General features: G+C 70.2%; 24 protein-coding genes. 12 read left to right on the top strand and 12 right to left on the bottom strand.

The window, feature by feature from the left end; genetic code table 11:
• Position 1 precedes the first annotated feature (1 nt).
• The gene (locus tag ACZ7GZ_RS32595) at positions 2-625 is read right to left on the bottom strand and encodes a lasso peptide biosynthesis B2 protein (RefSeq protein ID WP_471029718.1); all 624 of its coding nucleotides are present in this window, start codon (positions 623-625) and stop codon (positions 2-4) included.
• Positions 626-1,014: 389 nt separating this feature from the next.
• On the opposite strand from ACZ7GZ_RS32595, the gene ACZ7GZ_RS32590 reads away from it, so the two are divergent.
• Together ACZ7GZ_RS32590 and ACZ7GZ_RS32585 are read left to right on the top strand one after the other, a co-directional pair.
• Positions 1,015-2,598, top strand: a complete 1,584-nt coding sequence (locus ACZ7GZ_RS32590) for an oxidoreductase (RefSeq protein WP_471029717.1) — start codon at positions 1,015-1,017, stop codon at positions 2,596-2,598.
• A 186-nt stretch (positions 2,599-2,784) separates the two neighbouring features.
• Positions 2,785-3,723, top strand: a complete 939-nt coding sequence (locus ACZ7GZ_RS32585) for an oxidoreductase (protein ID WP_471029716.1) — start codon at positions 2,785-2,787, stop codon at positions 3,721-3,723.
• Between the two features lie 188 nt (positions 3,724-3,911).
• Here the strand turns inward: ACZ7GZ_RS32585 and ACZ7GZ_RS32580 are convergent, their stop codons facing one another.
• Together ACZ7GZ_RS32580 and ACZ7GZ_RS32575 are read right to left on the bottom strand one after the other, a co-directional pair.
• Positions 3,912-4,475: a helix-turn-helix domain-containing protein gene (locus ACZ7GZ_RS32580; RefSeq protein WP_471029715.1), complete on the bottom strand. Its 564-nt coding sequence runs from the start codon at positions 4,473-4,475 to the stop codon at positions 3,912-3,914.
• Between the two features lie 313 nt (positions 4,476-4,788).
• Positions 4,789-5,556 (bottom strand): SGNH/GDSL hydrolase family protein, encoded by a 768-nt coding sequence (locus tag ACZ7GZ_RS32575; RefSeq protein WP_471029714.1) that lies wholly within the window; start codon positions 5,554-5,556, stop codon positions 4,789-4,791.
• A 192-nt stretch (positions 5,557-5,748) separates the two neighbouring features.
• On the opposite strand from ACZ7GZ_RS32575, the gene ACZ7GZ_RS32570 reads away from it, so the two are divergent.
• Positions 5,749-6,426 carry a glycosyl hydrolase family 28-related protein gene (locus tag ACZ7GZ_RS32570; RefSeq protein WP_471029712.1) on the top strand — a complete coding sequence of 226 codons (678 nt, stop codon included), beginning with the start codon at positions 5,749-5,751 and terminating at the stop codon, positions 6,424-6,426.
• Between the two features lie 126 nt (positions 6,427-6,552).
• Complete coding sequence (locus ACZ7GZ_RS32565) at positions 6,553-6,996, top strand: hypothetical protein (protein ID WP_471029711.1); 444 nt, start codon at positions 6,553-6,555, stop codon at positions 6,994-6,996.
• A gap of 98 nt (positions 6,997-7,094) precedes the next feature.
• On the opposite strand, the gene ACZ7GZ_RS32560 is transcribed toward ACZ7GZ_RS32565, so the two are convergent.
• Positions 7,095-7,604, bottom strand: a complete 510-nt coding sequence (locus tag ACZ7GZ_RS32560; RefSeq protein WP_471029709.1) for a DinB family protein — start codon at positions 7,602-7,604, stop codon at positions 7,095-7,097.
• A 505-nt stretch (positions 7,605-8,109) separates the two neighbouring features.
• On the opposite strand from ACZ7GZ_RS32560, the gene ACZ7GZ_RS32555 reads away from it, so the two are divergent.
• Positions 8,110-8,400, top strand: a complete 291-nt coding sequence (locus ACZ7GZ_RS32555; RefSeq protein WP_471029707.1) for a hypothetical protein — start codon at positions 8,110-8,112, stop codon at positions 8,398-8,400.
• Positions 8,401-8,617: 217 nt separating this feature from the next.
• Here the strand turns inward: ACZ7GZ_RS32555 and ACZ7GZ_RS32550 are convergent, their stop codons facing one another.
• The 4 genes from ACZ7GZ_RS32550 to ACZ7GZ_RS32535 form a co-directional block, all read right to left on the bottom strand.
• Entirely contained in the window at positions 8,618-9,154 is a 537-nt protein-coding gene (locus ACZ7GZ_RS32550; protein ID WP_471029706.1) for a transglycosylase SLT domain-containing protein, read from the bottom strand.
• A gap of 388 nt (positions 9,155-9,542) precedes the next feature.
• Positions 9,543-10,343: a thioesterase family protein gene (locus ACZ7GZ_RS32545; protein ID WP_471029704.1), complete on the bottom strand. Its 801-nt coding sequence runs from the start codon at positions 10,341-10,343 to the stop codon at positions 9,543-9,545.
• Positions 10,344-10,761: 418 nt separating this feature from the next.
• Positions 10,762-11,052 carry a DUF1330 domain-containing protein gene (locus tag ACZ7GZ_RS32540; RefSeq protein WP_471029702.1) on the bottom strand — a complete coding sequence of 97 codons (291 nt, stop codon included), beginning with the start codon at positions 11,050-11,052 and terminating at the stop codon, positions 10,762-10,764.
• A 3-nt stretch (positions 11,053-11,055) separates the two neighbouring features.
• A complete protein-coding gene (locus ACZ7GZ_RS32535; protein ID WP_471029700.1) occupies positions 11,056-12,288 on the bottom strand; it encodes an ATP-grasp domain-containing protein in 1,233 nt (410 codons plus the stop codon).
• 383 nt (positions 12,289-12,671) lie between these two features.
• Between ACZ7GZ_RS32535 and ACZ7GZ_RS32530 the strand changes: the two genes are divergently transcribed.
• The gene (locus ACZ7GZ_RS32530; protein ID WP_471029777.1) at positions 12,672-13,292 is read left to right on the top strand and encodes a histidine phosphatase family protein; all 621 of its coding nucleotides are present in this window, start codon (positions 12,672-12,674) and stop codon (positions 13,290-13,292) included.
• Between the two features lie 585 nt (positions 13,293-13,877).
• On the opposite strand, the gene ACZ7GZ_RS32525 is transcribed toward ACZ7GZ_RS32530, so the two are convergent.
• A complete protein-coding gene (locus ACZ7GZ_RS32525) occupies positions 13,878-16,262 on the bottom strand; it encodes a phosphoketolase family protein (protein ID WP_471029698.1) in 2,385 nt (794 codons plus the stop codon).
• Positions 16,263-16,629: 367 nt separating this feature from the next.
• On the opposite strand from ACZ7GZ_RS32525, the gene ACZ7GZ_RS32520 reads away from it, so the two are divergent.
• The 3 genes from ACZ7GZ_RS32520 to ACZ7GZ_RS32510 all read left to right on the top strand — a co-directional run bounded on the left by ACZ7GZ_RS32520 (position 16,630) and on the right by ACZ7GZ_RS32510 (position 18,979).
• Entirely contained in the window at positions 16,630-17,058 is a 429-nt protein-coding gene (locus ACZ7GZ_RS32520) for a VOC family protein (protein WP_471029697.1), read from the top strand.
• 95 nt (positions 17,059-17,153) lie between these two features.
• Entirely contained in the window at positions 17,154-17,582 is a 429-nt protein-coding gene (locus ACZ7GZ_RS32515; protein ID WP_471029696.1) for a hypothetical protein, read from the top strand.
• A 578-nt stretch (positions 17,583-18,160) separates the two neighbouring features.
• The gene (locus ACZ7GZ_RS32510; protein ID WP_471029694.1) at positions 18,161-18,979 is read left to right on the top strand and encodes a hypothetical protein; all 819 of its coding nucleotides are present in this window, start codon (positions 18,161-18,163) and stop codon (positions 18,977-18,979) included.
• A gap of 221 nt (positions 18,980-19,200) precedes the next feature.
• Here the strand turns inward: ACZ7GZ_RS32510 and ACZ7GZ_RS32505 are convergent, their stop codons facing one another.
• Positions 19,201-19,371 carry a hypothetical protein gene (locus tag ACZ7GZ_RS32505; protein ID WP_471029692.1) on the bottom strand — a complete coding sequence of 57 codons (171 nt, stop codon included), beginning with the start codon at positions 19,369-19,371 and terminating at the stop codon, positions 19,201-19,203.
• 65 nt (positions 19,372-19,436) lie between these two features.
• Here ACZ7GZ_RS32505 and ACZ7GZ_RS32500 point away from each other — a divergent pair, with 65 nt between their 5' ends.
• Genes ACZ7GZ_RS32500 through ACZ7GZ_RS32490 form a run of 3 tightly spaced genes read left to right on the top strand, consistent with a single transcriptional unit; the run spans position 19,437 to position 20,605 of the window.
• A complete protein-coding gene (locus ACZ7GZ_RS32500) occupies positions 19,437-19,685 on the top strand; it encodes a helix-turn-helix domain-containing protein (RefSeq protein WP_471029690.1) in 249 nt (82 codons plus the stop codon).
• A complete protein-coding gene (locus tag ACZ7GZ_RS32495; protein WP_471029688.1) occupies positions 19,627-20,250 on the top strand; it encodes an SbtR family transcriptional regulator in 624 nt (207 codons plus the stop codon). Before ACZ7GZ_RS32500 ends, ACZ7GZ_RS32495 begins: the two co-directional genes overlap by 59 nt.
• The gene (locus ACZ7GZ_RS32490; protein WP_471029686.1) at positions 20,150-20,605 is read left to right on the top strand and encodes a hypothetical protein; all 456 of its coding nucleotides are present in this window, start codon (positions 20,150-20,152) and stop codon (positions 20,603-20,605) included. The genes ACZ7GZ_RS32495 and ACZ7GZ_RS32490 overlap by 101 nt, the downstream gene beginning before the upstream one ends.
• A 238-nt stretch (positions 20,606-20,843) precedes the next feature.
• Here ACZ7GZ_RS32490 and ACZ7GZ_RS32485 read toward each other — a convergent pair whose 3' ends face one another.
• Both ACZ7GZ_RS32485 and ACZ7GZ_RS32480 read right to left on the bottom strand, forming a co-directional pair.
• Positions 20,844-21,236, bottom strand: coding sequence for a hypothetical protein (locus ACZ7GZ_RS32485; RefSeq protein WP_471029685.1), 393 nt, complete (start codon positions 21,234-21,236; stop codon positions 20,844-20,846).
• Complete coding sequence (locus tag ACZ7GZ_RS32480; protein ID WP_471029684.1) at positions 21,236-22,498, bottom strand: DUF7737 domain-containing protein; 1,263 nt, start codon at positions 22,496-22,498, stop codon at positions 21,236-21,238. Before ACZ7GZ_RS32480 ends, ACZ7GZ_RS32485 begins: the two co-directional genes overlap by 1 nt.
• Between the last annotated feature and the right edge of the window lie 128 nt (positions 22,499-22,626).

Here is a 22,626-nt window from a genome sequence, read left to right as displayed (position 1 = left end):
GTCACTGTCCCCCGCAGTCGATCGAGAGGACCGGGGTGAAGGCGTACCCGCACGGATCGGCGTCGGGGATGCACAGACCGCCCGAGGCGGTCCAGGCGTGCAGGGCGAAGGGGTGTTCCCGCACACCGACGTGGAGTACGGCCTTCAGACCGCATCGCCGTAGCAGGAGGAAGGCCGTCACGGCCTCGGACTTGCAGTCGCCGTTGACGAACCAGCTGCAGCGGCTGTGTGTCTGCACCGCTCGTTTCAACCGTCGGGCCTCCTCCGCGGAGGGCAGGTCGGCACGGGCGTAGCCCGGCGCGGCCAAGGACAGCAGACGGAGGACACGCCCGAATCCCACGATCCGGATCAGCAGGTGCACCCCACGCAGCCAGAGCCCGACGCCGGTGTCCGCCTGCTTCTTCCGCCGGCCCGTCGCACACCCGGCACGCACGAGAACGGTGAGGAGCTCGGCGCGTTCCTCAGGGCTTCCCTCGGCGAACTTCCGGACGTCCGCCGCCGCCATCCCGAGAAACCGCGTCCGTTTCCAGTCGGCGATCAGTGCTCCGCCGGACAGCCGGGTGACACGGCAATGCGGTGACAGGATCCTCGCCATGGCTTCCAGGGCATCGGTGTCCTCTGCCACCGCACATCCTCCAGAGTTCCGCCACGGACGGTGTCAGGACTGGTATCCGTGACCGTCGTAGGCTCCGCCGCTGAAACCCCGGATCAGGCGGCCGTTGCCGAGTAGGACCAGTTGATGCGGCTTACGGCGCCGCAGCCATCGGAGAAACATGGCCTACCTCCAGAGTCGGGCAGGACTGATCAACTACAGGCTACGCCTTCGCGAATGGCCCGCAACCGGACTGCCGCGAACGCAGCCTCTACGGCCCGTCTCGGTGAACGCAGAAAGCGCAGTACGCTCCTCGCTCCGCCTGGGGATTTTCACGGCTCTGTCCGCAGTCTCGTGAACGGCCTCGACGAGCCGACCGTGGGCTTGTGCGGGCTGTTGCTCCACCGAGAAGATCACCTGTCGTGGATCTCGACGAACTCACCCCTTGCGAAACCCAGGTATGGAACGCGTTCCCCAGCGGCCGCATCCTCGACCTCCGGGAAGGCTCGCCATCGTCGCAGCCGGTGGTCCGGGCGGCAGTCCTCGCGGCGTTGCTGCTGAACGCCGGCGAGTACGCCCTGGTCGACCGGCCTGCGCTGCGCGTGACCGGTGCGCTGATCACGGGCCGGCTAGACCTGTCCTTCACGGAGATTCGCGTGCCGGTCGTCCTGACCGAGTGCCGTTTTGAAGCAACTCCCCTCTTGCGGGGCGCCCAGACCCGCGAGCTGGTCTTCAAGGGATGCAGCGTGCCGGGTCTCGCCGCAGACGGTGCCCGGATCGACGGGCGGTTCGTTCTGTCGGGGTGCCGCCTCACCGGTCCGCTGGTGCTCACGCGGGCCCAAGTCCAACATGACCTGGATCTGTGCGACACCGCGATCACGGTGCCCGGCGTCGAGGCCGTCTCCGCAGTGGGTGCCGGCCTGGGCGGCGACGTGCTGTGCACGAACCTCTCCGTCGAGGGAGGGTTCCGCCTCTCCGGTGCCTCCATAGCCGGGGAACTGGATCTGGAAGGTGCCCGGCTGAGCAATCCCGGAGGTCATGCCCTGGACGCCTACCGAGTCCAAGGCCTCGGGGATTTCACCTTTCACCCGGGCTTCCGCGCCGAAGGCCGAATCATCTTGTCCGGTGCCTCCACCTCGTCGGCGATCGGCTTCTGCGGCGCCCGGCTGAGCAATCCCGGCGACATCGCCTTGGAGGCGATCGACGTGACGGTCGCCCGGAACTTCGACCTCGGCCAGGGTCTGTCCACGGACGGGGGTGTCAAACTCGACGGCAGCCATGTCGGTACGGTCCTCAGCTTCCGCGACGCCAGACTGGCCGGCTCCGCTGGTTGCGCCGTCAGCCTGAACCTGACCCGGGCCCGGGAGAGCGACCTGCGCACCGCGGTACCAGCCGAAGGCACCGTCGACTTGAGCGGTGCCCAACTCGGCCTTCTGCACGACCACCCGGACACCTGGCCCGCCGATGTGCGGTTGTCCGGGACGACGTACGACTCACTGTCCTCCCCGCTCACCGCTGCCGAGCGCCTCGTATGGATTCGCCGCGGCAGCGAGGGCTACCTGCCGCAACCATACGAGCAACTCGCAGAGATCTACCGGCGTTTGGGGCACGAGGACGAAGCACGCACCGTGTTGCTCGCCAAGCAACGGCACCGCCGCAGCACGCTTCCCCTGCCCGCCCGCTTGTGGGGTCACATCCAGGACGCGACCGTCGGCTACGGCTACCGGCCACTGCGCGCCGGCCTGTGGCTCCTGGCTCTGCTCGCGATGGGCACGATGTTCTTTCACCTGCACACGCCCGCGCCGCTCGAAGCGGGGAAAGCGCCGGTGTTCAACGCCCTGTTCTACACACTCGATCTGCTGGTACCGGTCATCGGCTTCGGGCAGGAGGCCGCATTCGCGCCACGCGGTGCCGCGCAATGGCTCGCCTACACACTGATCGCAGCTGGATGGATCCTCGCCACCACGGTCACGGCGGGAGTCTCCCGAGCTCTCAGCCGGCAATGAGCGCTTACGGAAGCGTCACCAGTAACAACTGGGAATGAGCGTCCAGGGTTCCCGGTCACGCTGTGACATTCCCCCGACGCTCCACGCCTTCCCGTCACGCCCGTCACCTGCGCATACTCCGAGACCGCCGGACCTTGAACCGTGCGCGGACGATGGCCGATCGGGATGGAGCAGATGGAGAAGCAGATGGAGAATTCGACATCACACATGGTCTCTGCGGCAGCCGCCGGCACCTGGATGCTCGGTGACCTGAAGGTCAACCGGATGGGTTTCGGCGCGATGCGCTTGACCGGCAGCGCCGCCTTCCACCAGGGCACCCCGAGGGACCGCAGCCAGGCGATCGACGTCCTCCGACGCGCAGTCGGCCTCGGTGTCAACCACATCGACACCGCGGCCTTCTACTTCTCCCGGCTGCGTTCGGCCAACGAGCTGATCAACTCAGCTCTGGCACCCTATGCAGACGATCTCGTCATCGTCACCAAGGTCGGCCCGGCGAGGGATGCCGACGGCGAGTGGGCCACCCCCGCGCGACCGGACCAACTGCGAGGCCAGGTCGAGGAGAACCTACGCCAACTCGGCCGTGACCACCTCGACGTGGTCAATCTGCGCATCATGGGGCAGGGGTCCGTCTCCGAACACTTCGGAGCCCTCGCCGAGCTGCGCGACGCAGGACTCATCCGCCACCTCGGTATCGCCGGCGCCCGTCCGGAACATCTGACGGAGGCTCAGGAGATCGCACCAGTGGTCTGCGTCCAGAACCGCTACGGCATCGACGCTCCCGGCGGGCACGAGATGCTCCGGGCATGCGCCGCGCGGGGTGTCGCGTTCGTGCCCTTCTTCTCGATCGCGGGCAAGGGACGCGAGGCCGGAGCCGTCCGGGCCGAGCACGACCAGGTCCGCGCTGTGGCCCGCGCACACGGCGCCTCACCCGCGCAGGTCCGTCTGGCCTGGACCCTGCAGCAAGGCACCCATGTGCTGGCCATCCCGGGGACGGGCAACCCGGAGCACCTCGTCGACAACGTGGCGGCCGGCGCTCTCCGGCTGACGCTGGAAGAACATCGGCTACTTGATTCAATCGCCGAATCGCACACCGACACCGGCACAGGGGACCGTCTTCAGCCGTGATCCATGGGAGTTCAGGAGCACGCTGGAGTCGTAGAGGGAAGGTCGGCCGTCACGCGCGGTCAGCAGGAGGAGGATGGTGGCCAATGCCGCTGATATAACGGCCAGTACGGCGCGTGTCGGTGATGCGGACGTAGCCGAGAGCAGCACGGCGTGCGTTCCCCCTTCGTTGTCGGTTGGGCCGCGCGCGGTCAGTCGGTATCGGGAATCCCGAGCAGCCGGACGAGCACGGTCCGCGCCTCGGGCGCGTCCCCTGGTTCCGGGGCCGAGTACCGGTAGAGGAGCGCGATGTACTCCTCGAAGAACGCGCGGAGTTGGGCGGGGTCGACGCGGAGCGTGGCGCGCGAGAAGAGCGCCGCGTCAGCCCAGGGCCCAAGGGTGTCGCGCGCCTCCTCGAACCGCCGGGCGGAGTCGATCAGTTCGGCGAGGTTGAGCCGGTGCATCTCGGTCAGCGCCTCGCGCATCTCCGGCGTCTGCCGGCTGTACGGCGGGAACCGCCGGTCCCCCGGCACCGCCCGCCACCAGCGCTCCCGCCCCTTCGCCAACTCCGGGACCTCCTCGACGAAGCCGTGCTTGGCCAGCTGCCGCAGGTGGTAGCTGACCAGCCCCGTGCTCTCACCCAACTCGCGTGCCAACGCGGCGGAGTTGGCCGGTCCCCGGCGCAGGCGTTGCTCGATCTTCTGCCGCATCGGGTGCGCGAAGGCGCGCAGCGCATCGACATCGGTGATCTCCTGAGCAGGCGGTTGTTCGGCCATGCCAGAAGCGTACGAGTTACAAAGGGCATTTGCAAAGACTCCTTGCAACTCTGGTACGGATGGGCCGAACCGCTACCCCGCCGCACAGTGACGACCAGCGCGCTGTCGAGTTGCGGGGTCCGCGGCCTGGCTTGCGGTCAGGAAGAGCGCCAGCGGGCGGCACTTGCGGTCGGCTGCGAGGTGGACCTTCCCGAGCGGGAGGAGCGACGAAGCACCCGGCGCCGGCTCAGACTCCGCCTGAGGGCCGCCCTTCTCGGGCGCTCCAGGGCTCTTGAACCGCCGGATCACGCCCTCGAACCGCTTTCCGCAGCCGCTAGGGGTTGGGGGCCGTACCCGCCGATCGACAGGCACGGCCCGATGAATCCCGGTCCCGGTACGCCAACAGCCGGGACAGTTCGGGGCTGATCAGGTCGGCCAGGTAGGCGTGTCCCGCGTCTGTGGGATGGACGCCGTCACTGCCGATGAACCGGTGGGCGGATCCGCTGAACCACGCGCGCCGCACCGCGGACAGATAGGGCAGGGACACTTCGTCCGCCGCAGCCGCGACGGCGTCGTCGACCGGTCGCGAGCCGACTGGCTGAGGGGCGGAGTAGATGGGGCCGATGACCAGGATCCGCGCGTGGGGCAGGCCTGTGCGCAGACGGCGGAGGGTGCCCACCGCGGCGGCCCTGCTTCGTGCCGGATCGACGTCGTTGCGGGATCCTTCGACGATCACCACGTCGGGTGCCGTCGCCACAGCACGGTCAACCCGTTGGGGGTAGGACCGCCGGCCCGGCTGCGTTCCGGCGGTGGTATAGCCCGTTCCGCCCTCCCCGTCGAGAGTGAGCGTCAGCCGCAGCCGGGCGGCGACCCGCGCGGGCCAGCCATGCGGTCCGTTACCGCCCTGGTCGCTGCCGCCGGCGATGCTGTCACCCAGGACGAACAGCCGCAGGCTCGGCGTGGTGGCGTCGACAGCGGCACTGGCGGCTCTGGCGGGGGCACTGGGTAGACATGTCAGACAGGCCATGAGGACGACGACCAGCGTGCGTCCGGGCCGCCGTACCAGCCGACCCGGACGCTGCGAACGCGAAGATCTCGCCATGGCCTGAGGTTAAGACGCGACCGGAAACGTCACCAAAGCAATTCATCCGTTGGGGGCGCTACCGTGCGATCCGGCAGCTGTTTGCCCATGACACCCCGTCAGGTCACTTGAAGCGCACCTTCTTTTGATACGGTCAGATTATGCACTGTTTCAGGTGATATCGGGCGCGGCGTTGGGAGTGAGCCGACCGGGATGTTCGAAGAATCGGGCGACGACGCCTCCCAGGTCAGCCGCCGCGCCCCCGTACGGCCGACGACCATCAACGTGGCCGACCTGGGAGCCGTGGGTGACGGGCGGACCGACGACACCAGAGCCTTCGAGCTCGCCTATGCTGTCGCCGCCGCCCGGGTCAGGGACGGCGTCGGCCGCCTGGTGATCGAGATTCCGGCCGGTGACTTCCTCATCACCCGGCCCCATGCGCTGATGAACGGCGTGGCGCCGCCGCGGCCTGCGAACGGACTGCGTTTTTGCGGGGCGGGCAAGCGCATGACCACCCTCGTCTTCCACCCGAAGACCGGCCCGGGCTCCTTCTTGTGCCGCAATGAGGACTGCTGGTCCAAACTGTCCTTTGAGCGCATGCGATTCCGCTCGATCACCCCGGGCGCCTCCTTCTTCAACTCCTATTCCACGGGGCTGGCGCAGGACTACCGCTTCTCGGAGTGCGAGTGGACCGGAGCGTGGGAGTACGGCCTCGCCCTGGACGGCACGAACAACAACTCCGAGATGCGCTGGGAGGCGTGCCAGATCGGGGGCAGCTATCGCCGGGCCTTTCTCTACTCGGGCCTTTCACGGCGCGGACAGACCAACCTCAACGATCAGGACCAGTTCCTGAACTACTGGTTCACCGACATGAAGGTCGCGTACGAATGAGGCAACTTCCTGGAGTTCCCCTACGGCGGCTCGATCACCTGCCGCGGCGGCTCCTACGTCATCACGGGCCGACGCCCCGAGGCCACCCACGAATACGGCACCACCAGCACGTTCTTCCGCTTCCCTGTGGCACAGCACTACGACGCCGTCCAGCGCTTCCACGCCGAGGACATCCGCTTCGAGGTGCGCAGCCCGGACGTGGTCATCATCGACTGCGTGTGGAACAGCGGAACGGTCCACTTCAACGACTGCGACGATACCGCCAACGCCGGCGAGCACTTCTCCGCCGCCATGCGGACACATCGCTACACCGTCGGGCCACGTGGACCCCTGATCCGATACGACTCCTGCCAGTTGATGGGCCGTCACCAGTACCGCGGAGCGGAGCCGCAGACGGTAATCCCCTCCGTCGTCCGCTATGACACGTGCCTGCTCCGCAGCCATCCGGCGAGCACGTTCGTAGTGACCGACGGCACGGTTCGGCCCGGCTTCGTCACGTTCGTCACCTGCATCGACGAGCCGGACAGCAGCGGTGTCGAGGTGCCGCCGCCGAACGCGGGCCGCTCATGAGGACGTAGCCGGCAGCGCACTGCCGGAGGCCTGGAACGCAGGCCTCGGAGGGGCGATCTCGTCACAGGGGTGAGCGTGCCCCCGGGTGAGGGGATGTGTCAGGCGCCGACCGTGCCGTCCACGCCCTCGCGGAGGAAGTCCGCGTGGCCGTTGTGGCGGCCGTACTCCAGGATCATGTGGAGCATCACCATCCGCAGGGACACGTCCTCGCCCCAGCGCGGTTGGTGCCCGGCGAGGTCCAGGGACTCGGCCTCGCGCTCGATGCGGCGCGAGTGCTCGACCTCGGCCTCCCACGCCTCGAACGCCTCCTCGGCGCTCGCGTCCGTGGTGTCGTACGCGGCCTGGAAGTCGAACTCCTTCTCCGACCAGACCATCGGGGCGGCGTTGTCGTCGAACACCCGGCGGAACCAGGCGCGTTCGACCTCGGCCATGTGGCGGACCAGGGCGAGCAGGGAGAGGGTCGACGGCGGGCTCGACCGCTCCTTGAGCTGCTCCTCCGTCAGGCCCTCGCACTTCATCGCCAGGGTCGCCCGGTGGAAGTCCAGGAACGCCCGCAGCGTCTCGCGCTCCGTACCGAAAAGGGGCGGACCAATGCGTTCGACGGTCACGGTGGGTTCCTCTCGGTGGCGAGTTGGGGCGTCGAACGTACACCGCCCCCCTTCGGCCACCTGTAACCGGGGTGGTGGAGTGAGCACCATGATCGCCATCGAGACGATCACGGTGCCCGGCCGTCTGCGGGGGTACCCCCGGGTGGCGCTCGCGGCGGGTACCACCGGGGGTGCTCGCGGTGGCCACATCCGACGAACTGGCCCTCGATGCGCCCGAACCGCCTTCCCTGGGACGAGGCATCGGCGGCGGCCGAGGCGTACCGCGCGGCTCCGCCGCAGGGGGCTGTGGACTGCTTCGGGTGCGGACGCGACCGCACGCCCGAGACCCGGCTGCGCCAGCACTGCGGGGTCGTGCCGGGACGGGACCTGGTGGCCGCCGCATGGACGGTCGGGGCCGTGCTCGCCGATACGGAGGGGGTGCTTCCGGCGGAGCTGGTGCGGGGGCGCTCGACCGGCCCCGGGAACGCGGCGGGACGGCTGCGGGGGGGCTTTGCGGGCGGGCGCGGTGACGGCTTCGCTCACGGCTCGGGTGCTGCAGCCGGTGCCGGTTCCCTCGCGGCTGGTGCCGTGGGCGTGGGTCATCCCGGAGAAAGGGCGGAAGCGCCGGTTGGGCGTTGCCCCGGCCACAGCGCCGAGGCAACCTTTACGGCGGTCGCATCGGCGCTGTGGGTGGACCACCGATGCCATCCAGCAGGCGTACCCGCTCGCCTTCTTCGACCTGCACCTGCGCGACCGACGCGGACGCCTGCTCGACGGCCCGTCCCCGGCCTTCCCGGAGGTGGCCTTCCTGCCGTGAGGCGACGGCCGCGGCGCCCATCCCGTGGGCGCCGCGGTTCAGCTTCCCGAAACGGCGGCGCTGGGGCACATCTCAGCGGTCAACTCGCGGGATTCCCAGCGCTACGGAGGCACGAGCCGGTCTCACTCGATCCGGGCTGTGTGGGCAACAGCCCCATGCGCCGCGGACGAGCGGGCAGCGCGCAGCACCTTGAAGCCAAGGACGAGGGTGTGCCGGCTCAGTACGCGGAGTTGACCTTGTCGATCGAACCGTAGCGGTGCGCGGCGTAGTTGGCGGCGGCGGTGATGTTCGCGACCGGGTCGGTGGCGCTGTGGGCCGTGCCGTCGACGTGGTAGGCGTTGAAGGTGGGGTCGATCACCTGCAGCAGGCCCTTGGAGGGGATGCCCTGCTTCGCGTTGACGTCCCAGTTGTTCTGGGCGTTGGGGTTGCCGCCGGACTCACGCATGATGTTGCGCTTGAGGCCTTCGTAGCTGCCGGGGATGCCCTTGGCCTTCATGATCGCCAGGGACTGCTTGATCCAGCCGTCGAGATTGCCCGCGGTGCCGGTGGTGCCAGTGGTGCCCTTGGGGTCGGCGTGGCTGCCACTGGAGAGGGCTGCGACCTTGTGAGCGGCGTTCGCCTGCGGCGCTTCGGCGGCCTGCGCGGACGCCGGCATCAGGGTGAGCGCGACGGTCGCGGCGCCGGTGGTGGCGATGCCGGTCAGGGCGAGGGTACGGAGGCGGGCAAGGCGGCGGGGGGCGGTGATCGCGGTCATGAAGGGGTCTCTCCTGTGGGGACGTCGTAAAGGCGCCGGCCGGATGTCGGTCGCGGCCTGTAGGGCGTCGGGGCGAGGCCCCGTGCTGCCGGCACGACGGGCGGGCCTGGGATGTAGGCCCGGTGCGTCCCGCGGCTCCGGCAACGACAGACATGGTTAGCGGCGTGCCGAAACGGGCGCAAGAATGTGACGTACTACCCAACTACGGAGAAATGTCCAAAATTAGCCATTCTGAGGGCTTTATCGCCTGCTCGGGGCGGGACGGTCCTACTATTCACGGTAGGACGTGACATGGCTCTCGTGGGGGGCGTCACCCCCCACAGCGCGTCCTCTGCACCGTCGCCGAGGGCGGAAGGGTCCGGGGACACCCGTGGCCGCGCCCGTCGCCTCAGCCGCGGGCGGCCACGTACAGACTCTGGGTACTGCGGCCGAGCGGCCCCTTCTCGTCGTGCAGGGCGGACTCGGCCAGACCGATGCCCGCGCCGTCCACCATCGTCCGGGCGTCCAGGCAGACCCACTCGCCCTCGGGATGGCGGTGCAGGCTGACAGTGAGGTCGGCGTTGATGAAGACGTAGCGGCGGAAGTCCAGCTCGGCACTGACGCCGTTGCCCGAGTCGGCAGCCGTCAGCACCCGGCTGAGCGGCGTGATCTCCTCCCCCGCGACCAGGGGGACCCTCATCCGCATCCACGCGGTGGCCGGGCCGGACCCGAGGAACGAACCGGCGGCGAAGCGTACGTCCATGGCGGTGTGGTAGCCCTGCTCCCAGGGGACCGGGAAGAACGATTTCAGGGGTGCGGTCGAAGGCCCGGGCACCTGCCGGCCCGGCGACACCTGCGGTACCGAGTCCGGCACGGTCTTCATCAGCAACACGGTCGCCCGCATCACTTCCTGGCCGCCGTCGGGTGTGAGCACCGCCTCCACGAGCTCGACGGTGCGCCCGGCGCGCAGCACGCGTGTGGCCACGGTCAGCGGCCGTATCGGGACTGGGCGCATGATCTCGTAGGTGAGCCGGGCGACCCGCATGTCCGGCCGGCCGCCCGGCCGCTGCTCTACGGAGAGGGCGAGCAGGGCTGCGGGCGGGCCGGCGTGCTGGGAATCGGCGTCCCAGGGCCCGCGTGTGTAGGCGGTGGGCAGGAACCGGCCGGCGCTCTCCCGCTCGTAGAAGGCCTCGGCTTGCGACGTCGGCACAACTGCCCCTTCCTGCCGCGCGGACTCCCGACACCCTCATATTACTAAGCGCTTGTTCACTTTGCGGGAATTTCCGCAGGCGGATGCGCGCCGGCCCCGCAGCTGCGGCCACCATCAAGGCGACCAGTTCCTGCCGCTGTTCGCTGCGCACCTCTTCCTTGAGGCGGTCGAACGCCTGGTGCTCATCTGCCCCGTCACGGACGGCAGCTCAGGCCCCACGCAGGTCACGTGCGGGAAGGCGAGGGCCGCCCGCAGTCGCTCCCATGGCCGCAACCGCGTGAGCGGGACGCCGACCGAGGCCTGGACGAGTGCGCGCAACCGCGGCGGGGAGAGCCCACGTCAGCGGCGACGAAGCCGATGCGGGCGGCGGAGCCGATGCGGGCGGCGGAGCCGATGCGGGCGGCGGAGCCGACCCGCGTCAGGCCTCGCTGTCATCGGCGGGACGGTCCGCCTCCGTCCCGGGCTTCGCTGCGCGTTCCCGTGGGTCGTACTCCGGTCCGACGCCTTCGATCAGCAGTACGTCCCCCTCGATGTGGTCGATCCGAAGCCTCAGGATCTCCTGGTACGCGGGGGACGCGTACCAGGCACGCGCTGTGGCCAGGAAGAGGCGGGCTTCTGCACCGAGTTGCGCCAGGGCGGGGGCGATGCCGTGGATGTAGGGGTCGGCCCGCTGGATGTCGACGGACCGGAGGAAGGCGATGCGCTGCATGTGTCAGCTCACTTCTACGCGGGTGTGGGCGAGTGCGTGGGCGGCGTCGGCGTTGACCTGTGCGGGGGTGGGGGCGGCGAAGAGCAGGTGGCCGATGCGGGCCGGGTTGCCGTGGGCACTGCCGACGGCGGCACCGGGCGGGGTGGTGATCTCCTGGTCGACCAGGCCGTCGTGTCGGCCGAGGATGGTCACCCCGCGGAAGGTCCCGGCGCGCGGCGGGGTGAGGAACCGGATCGCGCACGCGCCGTCGCGGGGCGCGGGTACGTCCGGCTTCTCGTCGAGGACGGCCTGGAGGTAGGCCCGGGCCGCGTCGATGCCCGAGGCACGGCGTACGACGTCCACGAGGTGGTCTCCCGGCAGGCGGGCACCCACCTCGATGACGACGGGGCCCTCGTGGGGCGGGATCTTGAGTTCGGTGTGGGCTACGCCGTTGCGGATACCGAGCGCCGAAAGGGCCCGTTCGACGGCCGTCTGCACGGCGTGGAGATCGGCGGGCGGCAGGGCGGCGGGGCACGTGTGACCGGTCTCGGCTCCGTAGGTGCCGCCGGTGGTGTGCTTCTCGACCAGGGGCAGGTGGAAGTGCTCCTCGCGCCAGACCACGGTGTCGAGGCTGAACGCCGGGCCGGGGACGTACTCCTGGACGACGACACGCTGGTCCATGGGCAGGCCGTGCGGGGTGGCGATCGGCCAGGACTGGGCGTGCTGTACGGCGGTGTCGAGCTGTTCGGGGCTCTCAGCCACGCTGGTGCTCCGGGAGACGCCCCGCTCGGCGGGTTTGACGACGACCGGGAATCCGACGCCGGCGCGGCCGAGGGCATGGGCCGCCTGCCAGGCCGTGTGCACGCTGACCGTTCTCGGCGCGGGCACGTGGCCCGCGTGAAAGGCCCGGGCCATGTCCGCCTTGTTCCGGCACGCCTGGGCGCGCCGGGGGTCGTTCCCGGGCAGGCCCAGGTGGTTTGCCAGGTGAGCGACGAGCGGGGTGAAGAACTCCCGGCAGCCGGCGATCGCGTCGATGCCCGTCGCCTCGGCGAACGCGGCCAGGTCCGCCAGCGCCCGGTCGGGGTCGGTGAGGTCGGTGAACACCGTGCCGTGGATCTTGTCACGCAGAGCGGCGGGGTAGCTCTCGTAGACGTCCTCCTGGGTCGCGACGAAGACGTGGGCGCCGAGTGCGCGGGCGGCATCCAGTACACAGGGTCCCGAGTTTGCGAGCGCTTCGATCAGCAGAATCCTCTTCACGCCGCGCAGTAGACCGCACCCGCCGGGCCGGGGCCATGAACGTAACCCCCAGAGCAGGACGTTGATTTCACGACCTCGGTTGTAGCAAGCTCCAGCCGCCGGCGAAGGCACGGATCCCACGGGGTGGATTTGCGGAAGCGACAACGGGACCGGGCGCACCCGGGTGGAGACAGACTGTGCCCGCCCCGCTCGCCGGCCGCACTTCGGCGCTGCACGGGCGCCGGGACCGGCGTGCTCCTCCCGGTCCGGCGCCGCCGAGCGTCGCCATGGTGAAGGCGCATCCGAACCGGATGACCTCTGAAGCGCAGCCCGTCGGAACCGGCACGGAAGGAGGCAGCGTCCATGGGTGCGCAAGATCACTCATGAGCACAAAGGAGTTCGAGATGACCGGCACGGCCACCCGTTACCTCTATCTCGTGCGGCACGGCGAGGCGTCGCCGGACGAGAGCGGGCTGACAGAGGACGGCCGTCGGCAAGCCACGCTGCTCGGCCGGCGTCTCCGGGACACCCCCCTCGCCGCTGTCCACCATGGTCCGCTGCCCCGGGCAGAGCAGACGGCACGTCTCATTGGCGACCAGCTGAAGAACGTCCCTCTCCACGGATCGGAAGTTGCCGGGGACTACGTCCCCTATGTGCCGGCGAGGGACGAACTCCCGGAGGAATCAGCGGACTTCTTCCTGCGCTTCCTCGCCGGCGCCACTGACGAGGAGCGGGATCACGGGCCTGCGCTGGCCCGCCGGGCGCTGGAGCTGTTCACCGGGCCGGTCGGGGGAGAAGAGGAGCGGCACGAACTGGTCGTCACCCACAACTTCCTCGTCGCCTGGCTCGTCCGGGACGCCATGCATGCGCCGAAGTGGCGTTGGCTCGGCCTCAACCACGCCAACGCCGCGCTCACGGTCATCCGATACGCGCCCGGTCGGCCGGCCTCCGTCCTCGCCTCCAACGACATGCGCCATCTGCCGGCCGAGCTGCGCTGGACCGGCTTTCCCGGGTTGCACATCTGACTGCGCGCCAGGCCGAGGGCGACCGGGCGCTGACCGTCGCGCCGCCGCTGCCGCCGTGGAGGCGGCCGCCACGACCAGCCGCAGTCCGTGCGGCGAGGCCGGCCCCGCCTGGTCCGTGCAGTGCGGCAGCCGCCCCGCCAACGGGTGGAACGTGTCCTCGCCGGCCCGGCGCGCAACCGGCGCCGGGTCGGTGCCAGGTCGGTCACCGAACCCCAGCTGCAGGCCGACAGCGGTGGCGAAACAACTCGGTGCAGCGCGGCCCCATGCCAGCGATACCGGTCACGGTGCGGGTGGCCGCGGCCGGTGCGGGCCGGCCGGGGACGAGGCCGGGGAGGCGCCGCGGCCGGTGCGGGCCGGCCGGGGTGGAGGCCGGGGAGGCGTGGCCATGCCGGCCCGTGTGGCTTTCCCGATCCTGTCACCAGTAGGCCGTCAGGGCGGCCGGCCTCACGTCGTCCGACCGGCTGTCCCCCTCGGCTCCGGCCGTACCCGGGACGGAGCGGTTTCGTCGCGGGCTCTCCGCGCCCGGGTGCGAGCCGGGTGCAGACGTCCAGCGGTGAGACACCGGTGCCGGGGACCGCGCCGAGATCAGCTCTCCCACGACCAGTCCGCCACCTCGGGCAGGTCCGTCCCGTTCTCGCGGATCCAGACGTGATGGCGCTGCCGGGTGTCCTCCATGCGCTGGCGTACGGCCGCCGCCCGCACGGCCAGACCAGGGACGCGGTCGATGACGTCCATCACCAGGCGGTAGCGGTCCAGGTCGTTGCGGACCACCATGTCGAACGGTGTGGTCGTGGTGCCGATCTCCTTGTAGCCGCGCACGTGCAGGTTGCGGTGACCGGTGCGCCGGTAGGCGAGGCGGTGGATCAGCCACGGATAGCCGTGGTACGCGAAGATCACCGGTTTGTCCGCGGTGAAGAGCCCGTCGTACTCGAAGTCGCCCAGACCGTGCGGGTGTTCCTCGCTCGGCTGGAGCCGGGCGATGTCGACGACGTTCACCACCCGCACCACGAGCCCGGGCAGGTGGCGGCGCAGCAACTGGGCCGCTGCCAGCACTTCCTGGGTGGGTACGTCCCCGGCGCAGGCCAGCACCACGTCGGGTTCACGCGTGCCGTCCTCGGTGCCGGCCCACTCCCAGATACCGGCGCCGCGGGCGCAGTGGACCTTCGCCTGTTCCATCGACAGCCAGTCGAAGCACGGCTGTTTGCCGGCGACGACGACGTTGACGTAGTCGCGGCTGCGGAGCACATGGTCGGCCACGCACAGCAGGGTGTTGGCGTCCGGCGGCAGGTAGACCCGCACGACTTCCGGGCTCTTGTTCAGCACGTGGTCGACGAAGCCGGGGTCCTGGTGGGAGAAGCCGTTGTGGTCCTGGCGCCACACATGGGAGGTCAGCAGGTAGTTGAGGGAGGCGAGAGGAGCGCGCCAGGGCAGGCGGCGGGTGGTGCGCAGCCACTTGATGTGCTGGTTGACCATCGAGTCCACGATGTGCACGAACGCCTCGTAGCAGGAGAACAGCCCGTGCCGGCCGGTGAGGAGGTAGCCCTCCAGCCAGCCCTGACAGGTGTGTTCGGACAGGATCTCCATCACCCGGCCGTGCCGGTCGAGGTGCTCGTCGACCGGGAGGGTGGCGGCCTGCCAGGCCTTGCCGCTGGCCGCATAGACCGCCTGGAGCCGGTTGGAGGCGGTCTCGTCGGGGCCCACGAGGCGGAAGTCGCGCCGGCCGGAGGTGGCCGCCATGACGTCCTGCAGCATGTCGCCGAGCACGCGGGTCGGTTCGTGCAGGGTCGCACCGGGTTTGTCGACGGCCACGGCGTAGCGCTCCAGCGGTGGCAGGGGCAGCTCGCGCAGCAGGAGCCCGCCGTTGGCGTGCGGGGTCGCACCGAGCCGACGGGCGCCCCGCGGGACGCAGGCCAGCACGTGGGCGCGCGGGGCGCCGTGCTCGTCGAACAGTTCCTCGGGCCGGTAGGAGCGCATCCACTGCTCCAGTCGGCGCAGGTGTTCGGGGGTGTCACGGACGGCCGCGAGCGGCACCTGGTGGGCGCGCCAGGTGCCCTCGACCGGCAGTCCGTCGACCTCTGCCGGGCCGGTCCAGCCCTTGGGTGTGCGCAGGACGATCACCGGCCAGCGGGGCCGGTCGGTGACCCCGTCCTGGCGGGCGGCGCGCTGCAGGGCGGCGATGCGGTCGACGGCGGTGTCCATCGCCTCGGCCATCGCACGGTGGACGGCGGCCGGGTCGTCGCCGGTGACATGGACCGGCTCGTGGCCGTAGCCGCGGAGGAGTTGGTCGAGTTCGGCCTCGGGCAGGCGGGCCAGCACCGTCGGGTTGGCGATCTTGTAGCCGTTCAGATGCAGGATCGGCAGCACGGCGCCGTCGTGGACCGGGTCGAGGAACTTGTTCGAGTGCCAGGAGGCGGCCAGCGGGCCGGTCTCCGCCTCTCCGTCACCGATCACACAGGCGACCAGCAGTCCGGGATTGTCCAGGGCGGCGCCGTAGGCATGGGACAGGGAGTAGCCGAGCTCCCCACCCTCGTGGATCGAGCCCGGGGTCTCGGGCGCGACGTGGCTGGGCACCCCGCCCGGGAAGGAGAACTGCCTGAAGAGCCGGGCCATGCCGGCCGCGTCCCGGGTGACGTCCGGATAGGTCTCGGTGTACGACCCCTCCAGCCAGGAGTTCGCCAGAACGGCCGGACCGCCGTGGCCGGGCCCCCAGATGCACACGGCGTCCAGGCCGCGGGCCTTGATGACGCGGTTCAGATGGGTGTGGACCAGGTTGAGGCCCGGCGAGGTGCCCCAGTGGCCGAGCAGCCGCGGTTTGACGTGTTCCGGCCGCAGCGGTTCGGTCAGCAAGGGGTTGGCCAAGAGATAGATCTGACCCACGGAGAGGTAGTTCGCGGCGCGCCAGTGGGCGTCCAGGGTGGCGAGCTCCTCGTCCGTGAGTCCGGCGGACACCTGCTGCGTGTCGAGGGACATCTGTGGTCCTTCCCGGTTCGGGCGCGGTCGGGGTGTGACGCACGCCGGGCCTCGCGCTGGGGGCACAGCACGTCACCCTCCGGCGAACCGACCGGTGTGCGACAGGGTCCGTTCGGCCCCGTCGCCGGGCCGAACCGTCCGTACTTCGGGCCGCCCTCATGGCGCGGGGTCCACCCCGTAGAGCCTCTGCCCCCGCACCGGCTCACGCTCGGTGACCGGCTCCGGATGGACGCGCAGGAACACCCTCTCGGGGGGACAGCGGCCGGAAGGGCGGGGCGATCCGAGTGAGCGGCTCCCGCTCGGCGGGGCCCGGTCCGGATACCGTAGCCACGTGCTGGCTGCCTGAGGCGCTGGAGGAGTGAGCGGTATGGAGATCACGACGTCGCAGAAGATCACCACGTTCTTGATGTTCGAAGGCCACGCCGAGGAAGCGATGACCTTCTACGTCTCTCTCTTCGACGACGCCGAGGTCATCGGCGTCACCCGCTACGGTGCCGAGGGCGAGGGCAGGGAGGGGAGCGTGCAGCACGCGACGTTCTCACTCGCCGGCCAGCAGTTCATGTGCATCGACAGCCCCGCGAAGCACGGCTTCACCTTCACACCCGCGGTCTCGCTCTTCGTGCAGTGCGAGAGCGAACATGAGATCGACCGCCTCTACGCGGCCCTGGCCGACCGGGGCACGGAGCTCATGCCGCTGGGAGACTACGGGTTCAGCAGGAAGTTCGGCTGGATCAACGACCGGTTCGGCGTCTCCTGGCAACTGAGCCTGCCGGCCTCAGCCGGTAACGGCAGCTGAGAAGGGCGGTTCAGCCGCGCCGTGCCGCCGAGCGGCGGCGGCTCCGGGTACGGCCGGTGCCGCGCCCTCCGCCTGCACGGCATATGATCACGAGCATGTCCGTCCTCCACGAGCGTTCCGCCCTCAGTCAACTGGCGCCCGCTGAGCGGCTCTTGGGCTACGGCACCGTCGTCCCCGCCAAGAGTGCCAAAGGCCTCGGTCCGAGCATCACCCGTTCCCTCGCGAACGATCTGGTCAACACGGTCGGCGCCGAATCCGGTGGAGCCGGAAGCATCGCCGCGCAGATGCCGAACACCTCCGGCGCGCTGCTGCTGCGCGTGACCGACCAGCGCATCGGACTCGTCCAGCCCCTGGACGGCTCCCCGGTGTGGGAGGTGCCGCGGTCCTGGGTGGCCCGCGTCGAACGCCGGCCACGGACCCAGCTGATGGCCCGCTTCCGGCTGCACTACGCCGACGGCTCCTGGCTGGCCTTCCTCACCATGCGACGCCGCACGATCGAACAGTTCCGCTCGCTCATCGGCTGACCACGTTCCGGACCCACCCCGGACAGAGAACCGCCGTCGCCTTGACCCGTACAACTGTCAGCTGGCCGCACCGCGTTCGGCGGCCGACTTGGCCCTGGCCGGGAAGAACATGCCGACAGGCGCCCCAGCCACGACACAGGAGACGGGCGGGATCTTCTCGGGTCGCCCGCAGCCACCCACGCCGCGTCCGAGCGGCCCGCCGCCGCCCCCATCCCCACGCCGGTCTGCCCCGACGGCCCAGACCATGGGCCGGCGGCAGAGGGGGCGCGGACCTCCAGCCCGACCGGGTCAATATGACCTGGACCACACATCTACAGGTCTTCCGCCGCCGCCAGTGGAGGCGTAGGTTCCACTTACCCCGCGACGGCGCCTTCCAGGCGCTGGTCCGCCAGTCCCGGGCGGCGGACCAGCGGGGGCCAAATCCACACACCTGCGACGGGACCACCGCCGTACTGAATCCGGCCCGACGGGCCGGGGCCGACCTGAGTGCCCTCGCCCAGGAACCGCTGGGCGAGGGGCCGCTGGTCGCATGGGTCCCGGCCACGGCGCCGGCCCACCGAACCGGCATGATGATCAGCATGACTTCGATCGCCCAGACCCCGATCACCGGCCTGGACCTCACAGGTTTCACCGAGCGTGAGCCCGGCCTGTGGACCGATGCGGCGGGGCTCGTCCTGTCGGTCCACTTCTTTCCCCTCATCCCAGACCTGCCGGCCCCGCTGCACGAGCAGGAGCGGCTGCGGTTCGGGAGCGCCCAGGGCGCCGCCGGATCCGGGGGCGGCCTCATCGAGGCGGTGGTGGGAAGCGTGGACGGCGTCCCGGCGCTGCGCCAGCTGATCAAGATGCCGCTGCAGAGCAGGCAGGGACAGGCCTTCATCGGCAGTTGGACGCTGCCGAAGGACCGCTGCAGCACCGTGGTGAAGGTGCAGGCCGCGGAGGGCGCCACGACCGGCCTGCGGGAGGCCATGGTGATGAACCAGGTGGGGCCGGCCGGCTATTTCCAGCCCCACCCGTACGCCGGCGGCGGGCAGTTCGGCGGTCTGCCGTACCACGTGGCCGACCTGGAGCAGTGGGATGCCCAGTTCCCCGACCACCCGCTCACCTTGGTGCGCGCCGCCCTGCGCCGCATCACGCCGACCGTCACCCTCCACGATCAGTTCAAGGCCCTGCCGCCGTTCCCCGGCCCGACACCACCCCACAACCACCCCGGCCCGGCTCCGACCCCGACTCCGGCCCCCTACGGCGGCCCGGTCCCGCCCGCACACCCCGGCCCCGCCCCTGCGCCACATCCCGCCCCCTCCCCCCTGCCACATCCCGCCCCCTCCCCTCTGCCACACCCGGGCCCGTCCGCGCCGCCCGCACCCCGACGCGGGTGGTTCCGCCGTAAGGGCGTCTAGGCCGTTTCCCGCCGCCATCGGCTCGCCCGCCTGGGTGTCATCTGACTGGCGCCCAGGGGGCACGGACCGAGCCTCCATGGACCGAGCACTGCTACTGGTCCAAGGTCATCGTGCCCTGGGTGTAGCGCATGCCGTATTTCTCGCCGACCACGTTGACCTCCTCCAGGTCCATCGCGCCACTGGCGGCCCTGACTGCGCGGCCGGCCTCGAAGAGATCTTCCCTACGTCCGCCCCTGGAAGTCGATCTCCATCTCGCCTTCCAGTACATAGACGAACTCGTCCATGAGCTCGTGAACGTGGGGCGGGACATCGACGTCCAGGCGGTTCTCCAGGACGGCGAGTCGGCCTCCGCTGTCAGCGGTGGCGACCTTGACACCGAAGCCGGGCGGCAAGGGGACCCGAGTCTGCCGGGTCTCTCCGGGCCGCAGCAGAACAAAACGGTCAGCGGGGCACCGCGGTGGCCCTCGACGACATCGCACGCCGTGCCGGGGTGGGCGCAGGCACCCTGTATCGCCGGTTCCCCGACCGCGACGCGCTGATCCGGCAGGTCATCGTCGACGGCTTCGAAGTCCGCCTGGCCGCGGTGCAGGCGGCCCGTCAGGAACTGGCCGATCACCGCAGGCGCGTTGGAGCGGCTGTTCCGGCGCGTGGTGGAACAGCGCGAACGCCTCGTGCTCCCCTTGATCGGCGGACCGGTCGTACGTGACCCACGGGTGCAGGAACTCCAACACTCCATTCACAGCAGCGTCGAGGAGATCATCGCGGCCGGCCAAGCCGCCGGCGTCGTACGCGACGATGTCACCGCGGAGGACCTGATCACCGCGGCTGCCATGGCCTGCCGGCCCATGCCACATCTGCCCGGCGAGGTAAGCGCGGCGCTCGCCGTCCGGCACGTGGCGGTCTACCTGCACGGGCTGCGCCCCGAAGGTGCCACACCGCTGCCCGGGCCGCGCCCTCACCCGCGGGCCTCGGTCGGCATGTCGCCATGGAGCCGTGCGATCCGAAGGAAACGCGCTGAGAGGTCCTGGCAAGGCGTTGGACGTGAGGCGGCACGTGGGCCGGCCGACGAGACCGGCAACGGCCGGGACCTTGTCCAGCGGGGGCAGCAACCGGGTTCTCGCCGCGCCTTCTACTGTAGACAGCAGTACGAACCTGAAGGGGGCGGAGGACATGACGACGTGGGCACTGGTTGTCGAGACGACGTTGGGGTCCGGGGAGCACAAGCACATGGAAGCCCACGTGGTGGCACACCTCGCCGGAACTCGTGCTGAGGCGCTCGCGGAGTTGGAACGGCGGGCCCGGAGCCACTCACCCGAGCATCCCAGAAGTCCCAGGCGGCGTCGGCTCCTTCGGGACGGCGACGGTTTCCTCGTCGTCGTGGACGGGGCATGGCAGTCCTTCGCCACGCGGTTCACGGTGGCGGAACTGCTGGAGGACTCCGCCGCGCCCGCCGCCCCGGAACCCGCGGAGGCGCCGACCGAGCCCATCGCTGCACCGGACGACCCGGTAGAGCACGTCGAGCCGGTGGAGCACATCAAGCAGGTCGTGCCGGTGGAGCGGGTCGAGCGGTACGCGGACGGGGTGCCGGTCAAGCCGGCGTGGCTGGGGCGCGACGACCTGCCGTGAGTTCGCGTACCGCCGAATCGGTGCGAATGCCCAGGCCGCCGGAGGTCTGACCAGCACCGCCCTGGGTGCCGAGGGCGCGAGGGCGGCCGTCCATCACGACAGCGACTCCTCCCGCGCCAAGGCCGAGGACGATGACGTGCCCTCGCCTACCCCGAGTCCTCGGCCGTGGACGGCGACCGCGCCAAGATCGAGGGCATCGTCCTGCCGGTACACCACCCGATGAAAAAGTGCCGGGCCCTCACCCGCCGACGAGGGCCACGAGCTTGATGAAGACCAGGTCGGGGTCGGCGCCGAGATCCACGACCTCGTCGAGGTCCTCGACCTGGCGATCACCGGCCAGCACGAAGAACCCGTTGGCCAGGAAGGCCCGTTCGGCGATCGCGGCCTGACGCTCCCAGTCGATGCGGCGGGACTCACGAAGACGGTAGCCGTTCAGCTCGGTCTCGGCGTCGTCGGGGCGGACGAGGCCGTTGAAGTGGTTGCCCGGGCGGGCGTTGTACCGGGCAACCTCCTCCTGGACCCGGAGCCTGATCAGCTCCCGTACGGTCATCCGTTCCGGCAGACCGGCGACCTCCCACTCGGTGACCGGCTTGCCCGTCGCGGTCTCGTCCCGGAACGTCACGGTGGCCATCAGGCACCTCGCTTGATCTGCAGGAGAATGGACTCGTCGGTGATCTTCGTGTCGGCGGCGAGCAGGAACGCCTTGCTCAGGATCAGGGAGAGCCGTTCGTCCTCGAACGGCAGGAAGACCTTGCCGTCGCCCTTGCCGCGTGACGGGACGATGCACAGATAGCTGTCGTCCGGCCCCATCAGGACGTTGGCCGAGCCCAGATGGATCTTGTACGTGCGCACATCGCCCCGGACGACCAGGAAACGGCCGTCGAGCGCACACCGGTCGGAAATCCTCAGACGCGGCAGGATCCGTACGAGCGCCTCCCGGCGGACCTCGGCACTCGCCGTCAGCTCACCGAACGCGGCCGCCCAGACGGCGCCGCGCGCCAGGTTCCCGTCGTTCTGGTGGACGAGGTAGTGGTAGTGGTAACCGCCGCCGAGCCAGCCGGTGTGCGCCCCGCTTGTCCTGCTGCACAGCGCATCGCCCTCGGCCAGCGCCCGCAGGACGTCGGCCACGAGGTCCCGTGCCGCCGCCGCTTCCACGAGGTCGAGGCACGTCCGCCGCCATCTCTGGCCGGGACGCGGACCCGACAGGCTCGCCAGGTGCCTTGCGAAGTCCGCCAGTTCCGGCGTCGGAGAGGTCTTGGCACGGTCCCGCAACGGGGCTGCCCAGGGAGCGTGGGCGGGGATCAGCCCGTCGGGGATGTGCGCCTGGTCCACGCTCGCGAGCAGCACGCGCAGGCGCTGGCCGAGCGACGCGCGCCCGCGTGCCTCGACAGCGGTCTTCATCAGCTGCGTGTGCGCATGCCGCAGCCAGGGCATGACGGCGCGGCGGCCGTCGGCGTCGAGCTGGTCGACGGCGTTCAGCACCAGCCGCAGTGAGCCGGCGAACCAGAAGCCCATGTCGTACTCGGTGGCGCGGAGCAGCATCACCGCGACCTCGTCGGGCGTCCAGCCGCGCAGCCGGGAGATCAGTGACTCGATCTCGGCGTCGTACTGCCACAGGCTCGTGCCGCCGAAGCGGGCGGCCAGCATGAGGCAGAGGACCGCGGCCCTGCCCTCCTCGTCCGTGCAGGCCGCGAGCCGGCGGTCGATCTCGGCCCGGGTCGCCGCGCCCTCCGCCCCGGATCGCCGGCGCTCATGCCCCATGGCTCGCCGGAACTCGGCGCGTTGGCGTTCCAGGAGGTCGACGAGCCAGCCGACGCGGTCGAGCGCGGCGGACCGCACGCCGTCGAGCGAGTCGCTCCTGCGGGATTCTGCCATCAAGGCGTCGTAGAGCATGGCGGGATGATGACAGGGGGCACTGACAACGCGGGGGCCTCCCCCTGAGTGGTGGACACGCTGATACTGGATCTGCTTGATCCGGAGGAAGCGAGAAGACCGCCGATGGCGATGAAGGACTATTCGGA

Source organism: Streptomyces sp. NPDC037288 (assembly GCF_055603265.1).
This window is presented reverse-complemented; position numbering and strand designations above follow the sequence as displayed.

Bases quoted from the DNA above. Each gene is read 5' to 3' on its own strand.
- ACZ7GZ_RS32515 (WP_471029696.1), top strand. From the start codon at position 17,154: ATGTCCGTCCTCCACGAGCGTTCCGCCCTCAGTCAACTGGCGCCCGCT.
- ACZ7GZ_RS32510 (WP_471029694.1), top strand. From the start codon at position 18,161: ATGACTTCGATCGCCCAGACCCCGATCACCGGCCTGGACCTCACAGGT.
- ACZ7GZ_RS32575 (WP_471029714.1), bottom strand. From the start codon at position 5,556: ATGGCGAGATCTTCGCGTTCGCAGCGTCCGGGTCGGCTGGTACGGCGG.
- ACZ7GZ_RS32585 (WP_471029716.1), top strand. From the start codon at position 2,785: ATGGAGAATTCGACATCACACATGGTCTCTGCGGCAGCCGCCGGCACC.
- ACZ7GZ_RS32570 (WP_471029712.1), top strand. From the start codon at position 5,749: ATGTTCGAAGAATCGGGCGACGACGCCTCCCAGGTCAGCCGCCGCGCC.
- ACZ7GZ_RS32490 (WP_471029686.1), top strand. From the start codon at position 20,150: ATGACGACGTGGGCACTGGTTGTCGAGACGACGTTGGGGTCCGGGGAG.
- ACZ7GZ_RS32480 (WP_471029684.1), bottom strand. From the start codon at position 22,498: ATGCTCTACGACGCCTTGATGGCAGAATCCCGCAGGAGCGACTCGCTC.
- ACZ7GZ_RS32485 (WP_471029685.1), bottom strand. From the start codon at position 21,236: ATGGCCACCGTGACGTTCCGGGACGAGACCGCGACGGGCAAGCCGGTC.
- ACZ7GZ_RS32540 (WP_471029702.1), bottom strand. From the start codon at position 11,052: ATGCAGCGCATCGCCTTCCTCCGGTCCGTCGACATCCAGCGGGCCGAC.
- ACZ7GZ_RS32530 (WP_471029777.1), top strand. From the start codon at position 12,672: ATGACCGGCACGGCCACCCGTTACCTCTATCTCGTGCGGCACGGCGAG.
- ACZ7GZ_RS32525 (WP_471029698.1), bottom strand. From the start codon at position 16,262: ATGTCCCTCGACACGCAGCAGGTGTCCGCCGGACTCACGGACGAGGAG.
- ACZ7GZ_RS32550 (WP_471029706.1), bottom strand. From the start codon at position 9,154: ATGACCGCGATCACCGCCCCCCGCCGCCTTGCCCGCCTCCGTACCCTC.
- ACZ7GZ_RS32520 (WP_471029697.1), top strand. From the start codon at position 16,630: ATGGAGATCACGACGTCGCAGAAGATCACCACGTTCTTGATGTTCGAA.
- ACZ7GZ_RS32580 (WP_471029715.1), bottom strand. From the start codon at position 4,475: ATGGCCGAACAACCGCCTGCTCAGGAGATCACCGATGTCGATGCGCTG.